Source organism: Salmonella sp. 741265116_PST, assembly GCF_046567715.1.
Classification (GTDB): domain Bacteria; phylum Pseudomonadota; class Gammaproteobacteria; order Enterobacterales; family Enterobacteriaceae; genus Salmonella; species Salmonella enterica.
Window position 1 is genome coordinate 69489 of the sequence record NZ_JBKFPH010000016.1, and the last position, 14850, is coordinate 84338.

19 protein-coding genes and 1 pseudogene are annotated in these 14850 nt (G+C 53.0%); 6 read left to right on the forward strand and 14 right to left on the reverse strand.

Going from position 1 to position 14850, the window contains the following annotated elements:
- The first annotated feature begins 57 nt into the window (after window positions 1–57).
- The 3 genes from ACLD11_RS13145 (at window position 58) to ytfE (ending at window position 2717) form a co-directional block, all read left to right on the forward strand.
- A complete protein-coding gene (locus tag ACLD11_RS13145; RefSeq protein WP_000560616.1) occupies window positions 58–906 on the forward strand; it encodes an SDR family oxidoreductase in 849 nt (282 codons plus the stop codon).
- A gap of 80 nt (window positions 907–986) precedes the next feature.
- Window positions 987–1952 carry a DMT family transporter gene (locus tag ACLD11_RS13150; protein WP_000623290.1) on the forward strand — a complete coding sequence of 322 codons (966 nt, stop codon included), beginning with the start codon at window positions 987–989 and terminating at the stop codon, window positions 1950–1952.
- 102 nt (window positions 1953–2054) lie between these two features.
- Entirely contained in the window at window positions 2055–2717 is a 663-nt protein-coding gene (ytfE, locus tag ACLD11_RS13155; protein ID WP_000331471.1) for an iron-sulfur cluster repair protein YtfE, read from the forward strand.
- Between the two features lie 111 nt (window positions 2718–2828).
- Here ytfE and cycA read toward each other — a convergent pair whose 3' ends face one another.
- Both cycA and fklB read right to left on the reverse strand, forming a co-directional pair.
- Entirely contained in the window at window positions 2829–4238 is a 1410-nt protein-coding gene (cycA, locus tag ACLD11_RS13160; RefSeq protein WP_000228322.1) for a D-serine/D-alanine/glycine transporter, read from the reverse strand.
- A 296-nt stretch (window positions 4239–4534) separates the two neighbouring features.
- On the reverse strand, window positions 4535–5155 hold the full coding sequence (gene fklB / locus ACLD11_RS13165) for an FKBP-type peptidyl-prolyl cis-trans isomerase (RefSeq protein WP_179124619.1): 621 nt from the start codon (window positions 5153–5155) through the stop codon (window positions 4535–4537).
- A gap of 219 nt (window positions 5156–5374) precedes the next feature.
- Here fklB and ACLD11_RS13170 point away from each other — a divergent pair, with 219 nt between their 5' ends.
- On the forward strand, window positions 5375–6010 hold the full coding sequence (locus tag ACLD11_RS13170) for an OapA family protein (RefSeq protein WP_183059436.1): 636 nt from the start codon (window positions 5375–5377) through the stop codon (window positions 6008–6010).
- 49 nt (window positions 6011–6059) lie between these two features.
- Here the strand turns inward: ACLD11_RS13170 and ACLD11_RS13175 are convergent.
- The 6 genes and pseudogenes from ACLD11_RS13175 to ACLD11_RS13200 form a co-directional block, all read right to left on the reverse strand.
- Window positions 6060–6449 (reverse strand): annotated as a pseudogene (locus ACLD11_RS13175) (EamA family transporter); the annotation flags it as partial.
- A 229-nt stretch (window positions 6450–6678) separates the two neighbouring features.
- The gene (rplI, locus tag ACLD11_RS13180) at window positions 6679–7128 is read right to left on the reverse strand and encodes a 50S ribosomal protein L9 (RefSeq protein WP_001196065.1); all 450 of its coding nucleotides are present in this window, start codon (window positions 7126–7128) and stop codon (window positions 6679–6681) included.
- 41 nt (window positions 7129–7169) lie between these two features.
- The gene (gene rpsR / locus ACLD11_RS13185; protein WP_000135199.1) at window positions 7170–7397 is read right to left on the reverse strand and encodes a 30S ribosomal protein S18; all 228 of its coding nucleotides are present in this window, start codon (window positions 7395–7397) and stop codon (window positions 7170–7172) included.
- 4 nt (window positions 7398–7401) lie between these two features.
- On the reverse strand, window positions 7402–7716 hold the full coding sequence (gene priB / locus ACLD11_RS13190; RefSeq protein ID WP_001519453.1) for a primosomal replication protein N: 315 nt from the start codon (window positions 7714–7716) through the stop codon (window positions 7402–7404).
- Window positions 7717–7722: 6 nt separating this feature from the next.
- Entirely contained in the window at window positions 7723–8118 is a 396-nt protein-coding gene (gene rpsF, locus ACLD11_RS13195) for a 30S ribosomal protein S6 (RefSeq protein WP_001216673.1), read from the reverse strand.
- Between the two features lie 70 nt (window positions 8119–8188).
- Window positions 8189–8395 carry a hypothetical protein gene (locus tag ACLD11_RS13200; RefSeq protein WP_411014986.1) on the reverse strand — a complete coding sequence of 69 codons (207 nt, stop codon included), beginning with the start codon at window positions 8393–8395 and terminating at the stop codon, window positions 8189–8191.
- A 193-nt stretch (window positions 8396–8588) separates the two neighbouring features.
- Between ACLD11_RS13200 and yjfY the strand changes: the two genes are divergently transcribed.
- Window positions 8589–8864 carry a DUF1471 family protein YjfY gene (gene yjfY, locus ACLD11_RS13205; protein ID WP_411014987.1) on the forward strand — a complete coding sequence of 92 codons (276 nt, stop codon included), beginning with the start codon at window positions 8589–8591 and terminating at the stop codon, window positions 8862–8864.
- A 128-nt stretch (window positions 8865–8992) separates the two neighbouring features.
- On the opposite strand, the gene ACLD11_RS13210 is transcribed toward yjfY, so the two are convergent.
- From ACLD11_RS13210 to ulaA, 6 genes are read right to left on the reverse strand one after another with little or no spacing between them, the layout of a single operon-like run.
- Window positions 8993–9679 (reverse strand): L-ribulose-5-phosphate 4-epimerase, encoded by a 687-nt coding sequence (locus tag ACLD11_RS13210; RefSeq protein WP_183059435.1) that lies wholly within the window; start codon window positions 9677–9679, stop codon window positions 8993–8995.
- Window positions 9679–10533, reverse strand: coding sequence for an L-ribulose-5-phosphate 3-epimerase UlaE (gene ulaE / locus ACLD11_RS13215; RefSeq protein WP_000949530.1), 855 nt, complete (start codon window positions 10531–10533; stop codon window positions 9679–9681). Before ulaE ends, ACLD11_RS13210 begins: the two co-directional genes overlap by 1 nt.
- Window positions 10534–10542: 9 nt before the next feature.
- Window positions 10543–11193 carry a 3-keto-L-gulonate-6-phosphate decarboxylase UlaD gene (gene ulaD / locus ACLD11_RS13220; protein WP_000056761.1) on the reverse strand — a complete coding sequence of 217 codons (651 nt, stop codon included), beginning with the start codon at window positions 11191–11193 and terminating at the stop codon, window positions 10543–10545.
- A gap of 13 nt (window positions 11194–11206) precedes the next feature.
- Window positions 11207–11671, reverse strand: a complete 465-nt coding sequence (ulaC, locus tag ACLD11_RS13225; RefSeq protein WP_183059432.1) for a PTS ascorbate transporter subunit IIA — start codon at window positions 11669–11671, stop codon at window positions 11207–11209.
- 9 nt (window positions 11672–11680) lie between these two features.
- Window positions 11681–11986 carry a PTS ascorbate transporter subunit IIB gene (gene ulaB, locus ACLD11_RS13230; RefSeq protein ID WP_108476136.1) on the reverse strand — a complete coding sequence of 102 codons (306 nt, stop codon included), beginning with the start codon at window positions 11984–11986 and terminating at the stop codon, window positions 11681–11683.
- Between the two features lie 12 nt (window positions 11987–11998).
- Window positions 11999–13399 carry a PTS ascorbate transporter subunit IIC gene (gene ulaA / locus ACLD11_RS13235; RefSeq protein WP_183059473.1) on the reverse strand — a complete coding sequence of 467 codons (1401 nt, stop codon included), beginning with the start codon at window positions 13397–13399 and terminating at the stop codon, window positions 11999–12001.
- A gap of 361 nt (window positions 13400–13760) precedes the next feature.
- On the opposite strand from ulaA, the gene ulaG reads away from it, so the two are divergent.
- Window positions 13761–14825, forward strand: a complete 1065-nt coding sequence (ulaG, locus tag ACLD11_RS13240) for an L-ascorbate 6-phosphate lactonase (protein ID WP_000049161.1) — start codon at window positions 13761–13763, stop codon at window positions 14823–14825.
- Window positions 14826–14850 lie beyond the last annotated feature (25 nt).

Here is a 14850-nt window from a genome sequence, read left to right on the forward strand (position 1 = left end):
AAAGTAAGTTTAGGTGGTAGCGTAATAAAACACAAGACCAACACTGAGGAGTTCACCATGATTGCTATCACTGGCGCAACAGGCCAACTGGGCCAACACGTTATTGAAAACCTGCTAAAAACGACGCCCGCCAGCCACCTCGTCGCGATCGTCCGTAACCCGAAAAAAGCCGCCCCGCTCAGTCAGCGCGGGATTGCCGTTCGCCAGGCGGATTACGCTAACGAAGCCGCGCTGACCACCGCCTTACAGGGCGTTGATAAACTGCTGCTCATTTCATCCAGCGAAGTGGGACAACGCACCGCGCAGCACCGCAACGTCATTCAGGCCGCCATTGCCGCGAAGGTGAAATTCATCGCCTATACCAGCCTGCTACATGCAGATAAATCGCCGCTGGCGCTCGCCGATGAACATATTGAAACGGAAAAAATGCTGGCTGAGTCAGGTATTCCTCACACGCTATTACGTAACGGCTGGTATACGGAAAACTACCTGGCGAGCGTCCCTGCCGCGCTGAAGCATGGCGTCTTTATTGGCGCAGCGGGAGAAGGGAAAATCGCCTCCGCAATGCGCGCTGACTATGCCGCCGCCGCCGCGCGCGTCATCCGTGAAGAGGGTCACGCCGGGAATGTCTACGAACTGGCGGGTGATGACGCCTGGACATTAAGCCAGTTGGCGGATGAACTTACTCATCAGAGCGGAAAAAAAATCGTCTACCAGAACCTGAGCGAAGTCGATTTTGCCGCCGCGCTGAAAGGCGCAGGCCTGCCTGACGGACTGGCGGATATGTTGGCCAATTCTGACGCTGGCGCGGCGAAAGGCGGCCTGTTTGATGACAGCCATACGCTGCGTAAACTCATCGGTCGCCCGACGACGACGCTCACAGAAAGCCTTCGCTCCGTACTGTAAGTGTTAAAATTTAGTTAATTTATGTGGCATCCTCATAGACCTTCTCTGATAATGACGGAACGGTTTATGAGGAGAATCTGATGATTAGCGGCGTGCTATACGCCCTGCTGGCAGGGCTAATGTGGGGATTGATTTTCGTTGGCCCGTTAATCGTACCGGATTACCCGGCCCTCTTACAGTCAATGGGACGCTATCTGGCGCTGGGGCTGATTGCCCTGCCAATTGCCTGGTTAGGCCGTACACGGTTACGCCAGTTGACGCGCAAAGACTGGTCCACCGCCCTGTCGCTGACTCTGATGGGCAATGTAATCTATTACGCCTGCCTCGCCAGCGCCATTCAGCGAACCGGCGCGCCGGTTTCGACGATGATCATCGGGACATTGCCGGTCGTCATTCCGCTTTTCGCTAACGTTCTCTATAGCCAACGAGACGGCAGATTATCCTGGCGGCGTTTAGCGCCCGCGCTGGCGCTTATCGGTTTTGGCCTGCTGTGCGTCAATATTGCTGAACTTAGTCAGGGATTATCCGATGTTAGCGGCTGGCGCTATGGTTCAGGCATTGTGCTGGCGCTGATTTCCGTAGCGTGCTGGGCATGGTATGCGCTGCGCAACGCCCGCTGGCTGCGGGAAAATCCCGACAAACATCCCATGATGTGGGCAACGGCGCAGGCGCTGGTTACGCTGCCAGTCTCGTTAATCGGCTATGCGGCGGTCTGTCTGTGGCTGAGTATCCAGAAACCGCTGTTTACCCTGCCCTTTGGCCCGCATCCCGCGCTGTTTATCGGTCTGATGATCGCTATCGCGGTGCTGTGTTCCTGGGTGGGCGCGCTGTGCTGGAATATCGCCAGCCAAAAATTGCCAACCGTTATTTTAGGGCCGCTGATTGTTTTTGAGACGTTGGCGGGACTGCTCTATACCTTCATTCTGCGCCAGGAAATCCCGCCATTCCTGACGTTAAGCGGCATTGCGCTCCTGGTGGCGGGCGTGGTCATTGCCGTGAGAGCGAAACCGGAAAAAGCGACCGTCGTTCCGGTCACGGAACGCTAATTTCATACTCGCTTAAATTATACGCACCCCGAAAGAGTTATAGCCCCGCCTTAAAGATGCATTTAAAATACATCTTATATTATTGCAAATGAGGTAACGGCTATGGCTTATCGCGATCAACCTTTAGGCGAACTGGCGCTCTCTATTCCCCGCGCATCGGCGCTGTTTCGCCAGTACGATATGGATTACTGCTGCGGCGGAAAACAGACGCTGGCGCGCGCCGCCGCGCGTCACGACGTCGATATTGACATCATTGAAGCGCAACTGGCGCAATTGGCTGAACAGCCCATCGAAAAAGACTGGCGCGCCGTTCCGCTGGCGGACATTATTGACCATATCGTGGTGCGCTATCATGACCGACACCGCGAACAACTGCCGGAGCTTATCCTGCAGGCAACCAAAGTGGAACGCGTTCACGCGGATAAGCCAAACGTCCCACGCGGCCTGACAAAATATCTCACCGCGCTGCATGAAGAGCTTTCCAGCCATATGATGAAAGAAGAACAGATCCTGTTCCCCATGATCAAACAGGGTATGGGTCGCCAGGCAACGGGCCCGATAAGCGTAATGGAAAGCGAGCATGACGAGGCGGGAGAGCTGGTAGACGTCATCAAACACGTCACCCAAAATGTAACGCCGCCGCCAGAAGCCTGCACCACCTGGAAAGCGATGTATAACGGCATTAATGAGATGATTGATGATCTGATGGAGCACATCAGCCTGGAGAATAACGTGCTGTTCCCACGCGCGCTGGCCGGGGAATAATCACCAGCCGGGCATTTTGCCGGATGGCGGCTGTAAACTGCGCCTTATCCGGCCTATAAATCAACGCTACGCTGTAAGCCCGGTAAGCGCCAGCGCCACCGGGCAAAACAATTAACGCATTCCCGCCATCCGTTTCTTACCTATCAACAGCCAGCCCAGACCCAACGCGATAAACCACAGCGGCGTCACGATCAGCGCCTGGCGCGTATCGTCTTCCAGCGTCAGTAATACCAGCACGAACGCAAAGAACGCCATACAGACCCAGCACATCAGCTTACCGAGCGGCATCTTATAGATGGATTTTTCATGCAAGTGGGGACGCTTTTTGCGGTACACCAGGTATGAACACAGAATGATGGTCCAGACAAACATAAACAGGATGGCCGAAACCGTAGTGATCATGGTGAATGCGCCAATCACGCTCGGGTTGACCATCAGCATAACCACGCCGCCCAGCAGGCAGATACAGGAGAAGGTCAGGCCTTTCGCCGGTACCGCGCGTTTCGATAGCTTAGCGAACGCTTTTGGCGCCACGCCTTCTTGCGCCAGGCCAAACAGCATACGGCTGGTCGAGAAGACGCCGCTGTTGGCGGAAGACGCCGCCGAGGTCAGCACAACAAAGTTGATCACACTCGCGGCGGCAGGCAGACCCACCAGTACAAACAGCTCAACGAACGGGCTCTTATCTGGCACCACGGAACTCCACGGCGTCACCGACATAATGACAATCAGCGCAAAGACGTAGAACATGATGATACGGATCGGTATTGAGTTAATCGCGCGCGGCAGCGATTTTTCCGGATCTTTAGTTTCTGCGGCGGTAGTACCGACCAGCTCAATCCCCACGAAGGCGAACACCGCAATCTGGAAACCGGCAAAGAACCCGCTAATCCCTTTCGGGAACCAGCCGCCGTCATTCCACAGATGCGCGAAAGACGCTTCAACGCCGGTCGGCGATTTAAAGTGCATCGCAATCATCACCAGCCCGACCACAATCAACGCCACAATGGCGACGATTTTGACCATCGCAAACCAAAATTCCATTTCACCAAACATTTTAACGGTGGCGAGGTTGAGGCTTAGCAGCAGGATCACTACCGCCAGCGAGGCGACCCAATCGGAAAGGCCGGGAAACCAGAACTGCGCGTAGGCGGTAATCGCCACCACGTCAGCCATACCGGTCACTACCCAGCAAAACCAGTACGTCCAGCCGGTGAAATATCCCGCCCAGGGGCCAAGCAGGTCGGAAGCAAAATCGCTAAACGATTTATATTCCAGATTCGAGAGCAGCAATTCCCCCATGGCGCGCATCACGAAAAAAAGCATAAAACCGATGATCATATACACAAAAATGATCGACGGTCCGGCGAGACTGATCGTTTTACCCGATCCCATAAACAGACCGGTACCAATAGCGCCGCCAATAGCGATAAGCTGTATATGACGGTTTGTAAGATTGCGCCGTAGCGACTGTTCAGCCGGAGCCTGTTCGTCGGCTGCGACTTTTACCTGATCTACCATGTTTTTCTTCCTGTACCTGTCTGTGTTGTGCAGGGCTCTACGGCCTTTGGTCTATGATACGACGATCCTGTTATCAGGACTCATCGATATTAGGTAAGAATCGGCGGGATGAATACTAAGATTCAAATACAATGTTAATTTTATGTTTAAAATGAGTGTTATATCACTTTGATAATGCGAATTAGCTCACAAAAATACACGTAACGACGCCATTTGCAAAATAAAATATTGGCATCTGCTGAAGTCAGGGTTGCCGGATAAGGCGTTTACGCCGTCATCCGGCAAACCCGGAGCGCTTACAGAATTTCCAGCAGTTCCACCTCAAACACCAGGGTGCTGAATGGCGGAATAGATGCCCCGGCCCCACGCTCGCCATAGGCCAGCTCCTGTGGGATAGTCAGTTCCCATTTGGAACCTACCGGCATCAGAGTCAGCGCTTCAATCCAGCCGGCGATCACGCCATTTACCGGGAATTCAGCCGGTTCGCCGCGCGCGACGGAGCTGTCAAATACGGTGCCATCAATAAGCTTACCGGTGTAATGCACGCGTACGCGGTCGGTACGCGCCGGAATCGCGCCTTCGCCCTGCGTCAGAACGCGGAACTGTAAACCAGATTCAGTACTGTTCACACCGTCTTTTTCGCGGTTTTCTTCCAGGTATTTCACGCCTTCGGCCGCCATCGCTTTGAAACGCTCACGACGCACCGCGTCCGCACGCTCATGAATTTCACGCAGCGCACGATGCACCACATCAACAGGAACCGCCGGGTGTTTACCTTCCAGCGCATCAGCAATGCCTGCAACCAGCGCTTCAGGCAACAGGCCTTCAAGACCGGATTCGCTGAGCTGCTGCCCTACCTGCAAACCAATGCCGTAGCTCGCTTGCGCTTCAATAGTGTCAAAAGTCGGGATGGCCATTATTTTTCCTTCATCGGATATCAAAAAAGTAGCGGGCAGCATAACAGCCACGCTTCTTCTGGTAAAACTTTGTCTCAGGGAGGATGACAAATCGCAGGGAAAAAGAAACAATAGATTATCCGTATTGATGTCACGAAAGCGGATAGCACTACCAGTATCATAGCGTTAGCCATCTATACTCTATGATTAAGGAACGAGATGCGGAGCAGGAGGTAAACCATGCCCGGGCGCTTTGAATTAAAACCAACCCTGGCGAAAATCTGGCACGCGCCGGATAATTTTCGCATCATGGAACCGCTGCCGCCTATGCATCGTCGTGGCATTATCATTGCCGCTATCGTGCTGGTGATCGGTTTCCTGCTGCCCGCCAGCGAGACCAGCGACTCGCCTGTCGTCACGCGGGAAGCGCAATTGGATCTGCAATCGCAATCACAGCCGCCGACGGAGGCCCAGCTTCAGGCGCAGCTGGTCGCGCCGCAAAACGATCCGGATCAGGTGGCGCCCGTTGCGCCGGAACCTATCCAGGAAGGCCAGCCGGAAGAACAAAGCCAACCGCAAACGCAGCCTTTCCAGCAGGATAGCGGCATCGGTCAACAGTGGCGCTCGTACCGGGTAGAGCCTGGTAAAACTCTGGCGCAACTGTTCCGTGACCACGGACTGCCCCCGACAGACGTTTATGCAATGGCGCAGGTAGAAGGCGCTGGCAATCCGCTGAGTAATCTCAAAAATGGTCAAATGATTAAAATTCGCCAGAATGACAGCGGGGTGGTGACAGGTTTAACGATAGATGGCGATAACGGTCAACAGGTGCTGTTTACGCGTCAGCCTGACGGCAGTTTTATTCGCGCACAGTAACGCCGGCTGCGCCTTATCCCGCCTATACCCTATTCGTTCAGGTGAAGCATTACCGCTTCACCTGATTTACCCACCAGATCCCCGAACACACCAGCGCCAGCGCATATTTCCACTCCAGAATATTCTCGCCGAGAAAAATAGCCGAAAGAGCCGCGCCGAAAACCGGGATCAGAAAGTTAAACGGCGCAATCATCCCCACGCGATTATATTTGAGTAAAATGCTCCATAGCGCAAAAGCGACCGACGAGAGCAGCGTCAGGTAGACTAAAATCGCCACCGACGAGAAGCCATGTATCGTCAGCGTACCGCCAAAAACGTAGCCGCCAATGACCAGTACCAGACCGCCAATCCCCAATTGATAGCCAGTCATGACCATCGGATCGACCGTCTGCGAGAGACGTTTGCCATACAACGTGGCCGCAGAAAGAATAAGCGCTGCCCCATAGCAGGCAACAAAATGCGGCACTCACATAAACGACGTTTTTGCGGGCAAACGGGGAGGCCTGGCGTTGGGTATCCATTCTTTCACCAAGAAATTAAAATAATGTTTTATTTTTGATTATCGCGAAAAGAGGGGAAGATAGCCAGTCGAAAAGAAATGGAGTTAAAAAAGCAAAACGCCGGCGCTGGGCCGACGTTTCGTTGCTAGCAAAAACGAGAATGACTGATTACTCAGCAACCACGTTGATGATAACTTTCGCGAATACTTCGCTGTGAACCTGGAAGTTCACTTCGTGTTCGCCAGTGGTACGCAGAACGCCGTTCGGCAGACGAACTTCGCTCTTAGCCACGTCAACGCCAGCTGCAGTCACAGCGTCAGCGATGTCGCGAGTACCGATGGAACCGAACAGTTTACCTTCGTCGCCTGCTTTAGACGCGATAGTAACGGTTTCCAGGGCGTTGATTTTCTCTGCGCGTGCATTTGCAGCAGCCAGAACGTCAGCCAGTTTAGCTTCCAGTTCAGCGCGACGTGCTTCGAAGTATTCAACGTTTTTCTTGGTAGCCGGAACAGCTTTACCCTGTGGTACCAGGAAGTTACGAGCATAGCCCGCTTTAACGTTAACCTGATCACCCAGGCTACCCAGGTTTGCTACTTTATCAAGCAGAATAACTTGCATTACCTTATCCTCTCAAAGTCGTATTAATGGACCGTGACCGATTACTGATGGCGATCAGTGTACGGCAGCAGAGACAGGTAGCGAGCGCGTTTGATAGCGCGAGCCAGCTGACGCTGGTATTTTGCACGGGTACCGGTGATACGGCTTGGGACAATCTTACCGCTTTCGGTGATGTAGTTTTTCAGCGTAGCGATATCTTTATAGTCGATCTCTTGAACGCCTTCCGCGGTGAAACGGCAGAACTTGCGACGACGGAAATAACGTGCCATATGGCTAGTCTCCAGAATCTATCAATTCAATCTGCTCGGCATGCAGAACCATTTTGCTCAGACCGTTCTTTGCCTTGTGGCAAGAAATAAACCCCTGAACGGTTATGCGGCTGCCGACCGTTATACTGTGAGTAATGGCCTGGTTTTCGTGTCCGCTAACAATAACGGGCATTTGGCACCACGCCTGCCGGTGAAAGCCGGCTTCCTCTTGCACAGAACGATGCTCAAGCACGAACTGGCAATGCGGAATTCCTGATGGACTGACCTTTCGAAGGGGGGCCCTGCACACGGTGCCGGACAACGCCAGACGGTTGGTCATCAGAAATTACTCTTCAGAATCCCCAGCTTCAGCATCATCTGCGGTTTCGTTAGCGAAATCATCGCGACGCTCACGGCGCTCGTCTTTCGCTTTAACCATCGGAGAAGCTTCGGTAACAGCGTGCTTAGTACGCATAACCATGCTGCGGATAACGGCATCGTTGAAGCGGAAGGTAGTTTCCAGCTCATCGATCACTTCCTGCGGCGCTTCAACGTTCATCAGAACGTAGTGCGCTTTGTGCAGTTTGTTGATCGGGTAAGCCAGCTGACGGCGGCCCCAGTCTTCCAGACGGTGGATCTTGCCTTCTGCGCCAGTGATGGCAGCAGAGTAACGCTCGATCATGCCCGGAACCTGTTCGCTCTGGTCAGGATGGACCATAAAAACGATTTCGTAATGACGCATCGAATTGCTCCTTACGGATTATTCAGCCTCCTGTCTGGGTCAGCCGCGGCCCATGGAGGCAAGGAACGTGTTAAAGGTCGGCTGAAAAATGACGCGTTATAGTACTGGCGCCTGCGGGCAAACTCAAGGTGATTGTACAATTATTTATCGTGCCGAACGTAACGCCTGTCCCGTCACATTTTGCTGCTGAGATATTAACTTCATATCGCATGCCACTATAAACGGCCTGTTGCGGCAGAGAAATTGACACTGTGGTCAGCGCACTTTTTTGCCACACAGGATTTCTTAAACATGGCGGCATACATCAATGGGTTGTTAATCAGGTAAAAAGCGACAATGCGATAATTTTTTGAACAACAGCATCAGAAAAGGTCGCCATCTCTGCGGCGGGTTATGGTTAAAATTAAACCAGAAGCGATTCACTAAAGGGGGATATCGCCAACCAGACCGCGCTGCTGAGGAGGTACTCTATGCGAGCCCGGATAATGTTATTTCTGGCTGCGCTTTTGCCTGGCATAACGGCAACGGCAGCCGTCGAGTTAAATAATCACCAGGCCAGAAATATGGATGATGTGCAAAGCTTAGGCGTGATTTATATCAATCATAACTTCGCCACTGAGAGTGAAGCACGTCAGGCATTAAATGAAGAGACAGATGCGCAGGGCGCAACGTACTACCACGTGATTCTGATGCGGGAACCGGGAAGTAACGGCAACATGCACGCCAGCGCAGATATTTATCGCTAGCACCAGGTATAACCAACGAAACATTGCCAAAGTTTGCTTTGCCCCCTTCTCAGGGGGCTTTTTTTGAAAAACGGCTGCGGAATTAGACCAGTTATCTCCCGAAGAAGGAAATTTCCGCAGCGCGTGTTTTACTTTTGCCCGTAATAGGCGTTTGGACCATGCTTACGCATGAAGTGCTTGTTCATCAGATAACCGTCGATGGGATTCAGCGCCGGGTTAATGCCGCGCGCAATCCACGCCATTCGCGCCACTTCCTCCATGACGACCGCGTTATGTACCGCATCGTGCGCATCTTTCCCCCAGGCGAACGGCCCGTGTTGATACACGACAATGCCTGGCGTATGCAGCGGTTCCACCTCGCCCAGCGTTTCGATGATCACTTTACCGGTGTTCAGCTCGTACTCGCCCTGCACTTCTTCTTCGCTTAACGCCCTGGTACAGGGAATATCGCCAAAGAAATAGTCCGCGTGCGTGGTACCGAGCGCTGGAATAGCCATCCCCGCCTGCGCCCATGCCGTGGCGTGGGTGGAGTGGGTATGCACAATGCCACCAAGAGATGGATAACGACGATACAGCGCCAGATGAGTGGCGGTATCGGATGATGGACGGTACTGCCCTTCCACTACGTTACCGTCAAGATCCACGACAACCATGTCGCTCGCTTTCATGGTTTCATAGGCGACACCGCTTGGCTTAATCACCACCAGCCCGCGTTCGCGATCGATAGCGCTGACATTGCCCCAGGTAAACGTCACCAGTCCATAACGGGGCAAATCCATGTTAGCGTCAAATACCTGCTGCTTAAGATTTTGCATTAGGCTGCCTCCACCAGACCGGCGCTGGCCATGCGCGCTTTCACCCAGTCACGCGCTTTCGCTACCTCTGCCGCCGGGTTCTCTGCTGTTTCACTCCACATCTCAATCAGATAGGGCCCGCAATAGCCACTCTGTTTGAGCGTTTCGAAGCAGCGTTCGAAATCGACAACGCCTTCGCCAAACGGCACATTTTTGAACACGCCGGGTTTAGTATCTTTGACGTGTACCGCGACGATATGCCCGATTCCCGCCTGTAGCTCCATCTGTACGTCGTTATCCCAGGCAGACAGATTGCCGATATCCGGATAGAGCTGGAACCACGGGTTATTGAGGTAGTGAGCATAGCCCAGCGCTTTACTGATGGAATTCATCAATGGGTAGTCCATGATTTCCATCGCCAGCGTCACCTGGGCGCGGCTGGCCATATCAACGCTCTCTTTTAACCCATCGCGAAAGCGGCAACGCGTTTCGTCGTTGGCCTGCTGATAGTAAACATCGTACCCCGCCAGTTGAATGACGCGAATCCCGACGTCCTGCGCAAACTGAATCGCTTTACGCATAATCTCCAGCCCCTGCGCCCGTACCGCGTCATCTTCGCTACCGAGTGGAAAACGACGATGCGCGCTCAGACACATGGACGGCACGCGCACGCCGGTTTCAGCAACCGCGCTCACCAGCGCCAGGCGCTGCTCGCGACTCCAGTCGAGCCGCGCCAGTCGGGCGTCGGTCTCGTCCACCGACATTTCAACGAAGTCAAAACCCAGCGTTTTCGCCAGCCGCAGGCGCTCCAGCCAGCACTCCCCGGCAGGGAGCGCTTTTTCATAGATGCCGAGCGGAATTTGTTTCGACAGCATAGCCGCTCCTTAGCCCCACAGTTGGGCAATGGAGCGTTTGAACTGCCGTGCGGCTTCTACCGGCGATTCGGCATCGCGAATGCTGCGCCCCGCGATAAAGACATGGATCGGAATGCCTTTGAACAGCGGCAGGTCTTCCAGCGCCAGCCCGCCGGTCACAGTCACTTTAAAGCCCATATCGGAGAGCCGTTTGATCGCGGTAATATCCGCTTCACCCCACGCCACGCCTGCGGCCTGCGCGTCACGGCTGCGGTGATAAACCACTTGCTGAATGCCCGCATCACGCCACTGCTGCGCCTGTTCCCAGGTCCAGTAACCGGTCAGCTCGATCTGCACATCGCCGTTGAACTCTTTTGCCACATCCAGCGCACCTTTCGCAGTGTTGATATCCGCACAGCAAATCACGGTCACCCAGTCCGCGTTGGCTTCGAAACACATACGGGAGAGGATTTTACCGGCATCGGCAATTTTGGCGTCCGCCAGCACGATTTTGTGCGGATAGAGTGCTTTCAGGTCGCGAACGGCACGCACGCCTTCGCCCACGCACAGAATGGTGCCCACTTCAATAATATCCACCTCTTCGGCAATCAGGCGGGTGGTTTCATAGGCGCTATCCATAGTCTGGTTGTCCAGCGCGACCTGCAACATTGGTAATGACATTTTCAATTCCTTCTTAAGACGCCGCACTGGTGCGGTCAATTAAATCCAGGACTTCCTGCTCGGTGCGGCAGGCGCGTAAACGGTCAAAATTGGCTTCATCTTCAAACAGGTTGACGATCTGCATGATGCCCACTTCCTGATGGGTATTGGCGTCTACTGCCGCCATGGTGATCAGAATATCGACCGGGTCGTTATCTTCGTGATTAAACTCCAGCGGCTTTTTCAGGGTCACCAGAGAAAAACCGGTTTTCTTGACCCCTTCTTCCGGGCGACCATGCGGCATCGCCAGGCCTGGGGCAATCACAAAATAGGGGCCAAACTGCTCAACGCCATCGAGAATGGCCTGGTAATAGCGCGGCTCTACCACATCGGCAGCCACCAGTAAATCGACGCCGATCTTGACGGCTTCCTGCCAGGTATTCGCTTCAGCCTGCAGGCGGATAGAATTATTCTCCGCCAGTGAATCACGTAATTTCATGTTGCATCCTTACTTCACGTCTTGCGGGAAATGTTCTTTGATCACTTCCAGCAGTTTCGGGCCAAAATCCGCAGGCGACAGCATGTTGCGCACGCCAACCACATATTTGTTGCCGGTCACGCTGATTTCGCCTGCAATGTGTGTGGAAGCGATGATGATGTCCGCGCCGTTCAGCTCACTTTTGTATTCCCCTACCGCGCAGCTGTTTACCGTGTGGTCGATATTGGATTGGGTTAAAAACTGATCCACTTTCATTTTCATGATCATGGAACTGCCCTGCCCGTTGCCACATACAGCCAGAATACGTACGGTCATAATCCAAACTCCTTATTGAGCAGAAACTTCTGCCAGTTGTTTTTCTGCATCCTCTTCAGCACGCAGCGCGCGTCCTGCGAAGATCATATAAACCAGTGCGATGACAATGATGACGGCCATAAAAGCGATGCCGAGGGAGAAGATGCCCTGCATCATCGGCGGTGCCAGAATCGACCAGTCCGCCATACCCATCCAGGCGCTCATCCCCGTGAGTTTCACCGCCCAGACGCAACCAAAGATTTCGATCATGCCCATCACCAGACAAATCTTCAGCGCCGCACGCCAGCCGCCGAAGTGGTTAGCGAACACGCCGATAGTGGCGTTAGAGAAGAACATCGGGATAAAGCCAGGAATAATCAGGATCGAGGAGCCGCAGGCAACCAGGATGCCAACCGCAATCAACTGGCCGATGGTGCCCCACATAAAGCCCCAGACCACCGCGTTCGGCGCGAAGCTATAAATAGCCGCACAGTCAATCGCCAGTACTGCGCCCGGAATCAGACGCTGGGAGATACCGTTAAAGGCCTCAGAGAGTTCTGCCACAAACATACGCACGCCCTGGGTGATGATGAAGATCGCCACCGCAAAGGAGAAACCGGTTTGCAGGATATAGATTGTCCAGTGGGTTTTACCCGCCATCGCCTGTACGGTATCGATACCGAAGGAGAGCAGAATGGCACCAAAGAAAATGGTCATTACAATCGCCGTGGAGACGATGTTGTCGTGGAAAATGTTCAGCCAGCCCGGCAGTTTGAGATCTTCAACACTTTCCTCTTTTTTGCCCAGGAACGGCGCGACTTTATAGGCAATCCAGGAAGCAAATTGCTGCTGGTGGCCAATAGAGAAACCGCAGCCGTCCGTCACTTCCTGAGTCGGCTTGTACATCATGTTGGAGGTAATACCCCAGTACAGGGAAACCAGTATCGCCGTGCAGATAATGGTGGTCCACATGGAATAGCCGAAGATATAGAAAGAGACCGCAATCAGCCCCGCCTGCTGGAACATGATGTGTCCGGTCAACATGATGGTGCGAATACCGGTAATGCGTCGCAACAAGACGTAACAAATATTCAGCGCCAGCGCGAGCAACACCGCGTAGCCTACCCAACTATACGCATCACCCATCCGTTCGATCGTTGCCATCATCGAAGCATAGGTATCGGAAATCGCGCCGTTGATGCCGTAGACCTCAGACATTTTCGCCACCACCGGTTTAAAGGTGCTGGTCAGAATGCCGGACCCGGCCTGTAGCAGCATGAAGCCAATGATGGTTTTGATCGTCCCTTTGATGATCACGCTGACGCTTTTGCGCAGCAGGATATAGCCCAGGCAGGTCACAATACCCAGTAATAGCGGGGCATTGGTCATTACCTGATTAAAGAAAATGGTAAAGATGTTGTAGAGGATCTCCATAACGATCTCCGGTAGACGAGTTTGCTGAGTCACAGGCGCTCAGGATAATGTCCCTTCACTGTAATTTTCAAAAGTAATCACAACAAGATTGAATTTGATTAAATGTGACGTAGCGCGCAAATAATTAGCGCACTTAATACATGGTTTACTTATAGGTAACTCATTTTTTCATTAAATAAGTAAAATCATAAAGATGACCACATCCCCATGACGCCAGGCAAGATTAAATTTTCTCCTGACTGCGTTATCCCCTGCCAAAAAGTCAAAAAATAGCCCATTGCCTTCTTGAGAAAATAGTGTCAGGATTAATCAAAACAAATCACGTTTTGAACCATTTTGAACAAACATGAAGGTAAATGCGATGAGTAAAGTACAAAGCATCACGCGTGAATCATGGATTCTGAGCACGTTTCCGGAGTGGGGAAGCTGGCTGAACGAAGAGATTGAACAAGAGCAGGTCGCGCCGGGTACGTTCGCCATGTGGTGGCTGGGCTGTACCGGTATCTGGCTAAAATCTGAAGGCGGCACTAACGTATGCGTCGATTTCTGGTGCGGTACCGGTAAACAGAGCCACGGTAATCCGTTGATGAAAACCGGCCATCAGATGCAGCGTATGGCTGGCGTCAAAAAATTACAGCCTAACCTGCGCACCACGCCGTTTGTTCTCGATCCTTTCGCTATCCGTCAGATTGACGCCGTACTGGCGACCCACGACCATAACGATCACATTGACGTCAATGTCGCGGCTGCCGTAATGCAGAATTGCGCCGATGATGTTCCGTTTATCGGCCCGCAGACCTGCGTGGATTTATGGGTTGGCTGGGGCGTGCCGAAAGAACGCTGCATCGTGGTAAAACCGGGCGATGTCGTGAAAGTGAAAGATATTGAAATTCATGCGCTTGATGCCTTTGACCGCACCGCATTAATCACCCTGCCCGCCGATCAGAAAGCCGCTGGCGTACTGCCGGACGGCATGGATGTACGCGCGGTTAACTATCTGTTTAAAACGCCGGGCGGCAATCTCTATCACAGCGGCGATTCTCACTATTCCAACTATTACGCGAAACACGGCAACGAACATCAAATTGATGTCGCGCTTGGTTCTTATGGCGAAAACCCGCGCGGTATTACGGACAAAATGACCAGCGCGGATATTTTACGCATGGCGGAATCGCTGAATACCAAAGTGGTGATCCCGTTCCATCACGATATCTGGTCGAACTTCCAGGCCGATCCGCAGGAGATCCGCGTGCTATGGGAAATGAAGAAAGATCGCCTGAAGTATGGTTTTAAACCGTTTATCTGGCAGGTTGGCGGCAAGTTTACCTGGCCGCTGGATAAAGACAATTTCGAATACCACTATCCGCGTGGGTTTGACGATTGCTTTACCATTGAACCCGATCTACCGTTCAAATCCTTCCTGTGAGTCGATATCATGCCGGGATTACCCG

Coding starts and splice junctions, on each gene's coding strand:
- rplI (WP_001196065.1), bottom strand. CDS start 7,128: ATGCAAGTTATTCTGCTTGATAAAGTAGCAAACCTGGGTAGCCTGGGT.
- yjfY (WP_411014987.1), top strand. CDS start 8,589: ATGCGAGCCCGGATAATGTTATTTCTGGCTGCGCTTTTGCCTGGCATA.
- fklB (WP_179124619.1), bottom strand. CDS start 5,155: ATGGCCATCCCGACTTTTGACACTATTGAAGCGCAAGCGAGCTACGGC.
- rpsR (WP_000135199.1), bottom strand. CDS start 7,397: ATGGCACGTTATTTCCGTCGTCGCAAGTTCTGCCGTTTCACCGCGGAA.
- cycA (WP_000228322.1), bottom strand. CDS start 4,238: ATGGTAGATCAGGTAAAAGTCGCAGCCGACGAACAGGCTCCGGCTGAA.
- priB (WP_001519453.1), bottom strand. CDS start 7,716: ATGACCAACCGTCTGGCGTTGTCCGGCACCGTGTGCAGGGCCCCCCTT.
- ulaE (WP_000949530.1), bottom strand. CDS start 10,533: ATGCTGTCGAAACAAATTCCGCTCGGCATCTATGAAAAAGCGCTCCCT.
- ulaC (WP_183059432.1), bottom strand. CDS start 11,671: ATGAAATTACGTGATTCACTGGCGGAGAATAATTCTATCCGCCTGCAG.
- rpsF (WP_001216673.1), bottom strand. CDS start 8,118: ATGCGTCATTACGAAATCGTTTTTATGGTCCATCCTGACCAGAGCGAA.
- ACLD11_RS13150 (WP_000623290.1), top strand. CDS start 987: ATGATTAGCGGCGTGCTATACGCCCTGCTGGCAGGGCTAATGTGGGGA.
- ulaG (WP_000049161.1), top strand. CDS start 13,761: ATGAGTAAAGTACAAAGCATCACGCGTGAATCATGGATTCTGAGCACG.
- ACLD11_RS13145 (WP_000560616.1), top strand. CDS start 58: ATGATTGCTATCACTGGCGCAACAGGCCAACTGGGCCAACACGTTATT.
- ytfE (WP_000331471.1), top strand. CDS start 2,055: ATGGCTTATCGCGATCAACCTTTAGGCGAACTGGCGCTCTCTATTCCC.
- ulaA (WP_183059473.1), bottom strand. CDS start 13,399: ATGGAGATCCTCTACAACATCTTTACCATTTTCTTTAATCAGGTAATG.
- ACLD11_RS13210 (WP_183059435.1), bottom strand. CDS start 9,679: ATGCAAAATCTTAAGCAGCAGGTATTTGACGCTAACATGGATTTGCCC.
- ulaB (WP_108476136.1), bottom strand. CDS start 11,986: ATGACCGTACGTATTCTGGCTGTATGTGGCAACGGGCAGGGCAGTTCC.
- ulaD (WP_000056761.1), bottom strand. CDS start 11,193: ATGTCATTACCAATGTTGCAGGTCGCGCTGGACAACCAGACTATGGAT.
- ACLD11_RS13170 (WP_183059436.1), top strand. CDS start 5,375: ATGCCCGGGCGCTTTGAATTAAAACCAACCCTGGCGAAAATCTGGCAC.